Here is a 241-nt window from a genome sequence, read left to right as displayed (position 1 = left end):
CTATATCAGCAACTCAAAATATAATTAATTTTGTCAATAAACAAAATTGGTTATTAACAGAGCCACAATATGAAATTATCTTAAATAATAATAAAAATATTGCAAACAATGGTACTGACCAACAAAAAATAGATTATTATCATGTCCTTAACCGAGCTGTAACTGAGTCCAGAGATACAACATACCATAATTTATATGCAAATCTTGAGATACATTTCAGGGTAAAATGCAAGCCATTATT

1 protein-coding gene is annotated in these 241 nt (G+C 27.4%); it reads left to right on the top strand.

Annotation, left to right across the window (positions count from 1 at the left end; all coding sequences use genetic code 11):
- A partial coding sequence (locus ACLJNW_RS28095) for a hypothetical protein (protein WP_410961899.1) occupies positions 1-241 on the top strand: 241 nt, incomplete at both ends.

Source organism: Salmonella sp. SAL4457, assembly GCF_046548235.1.
Lineage (GTDB): Bacteria > Pseudomonadota > Gammaproteobacteria > Enterobacterales > Enterobacteriaceae > Salmonella > Salmonella enterica.
The sequence above is the reverse complement of the archived record's forward strand: the minus strand, read 5'-3'. Positions and strand labels throughout refer to the sequence as shown.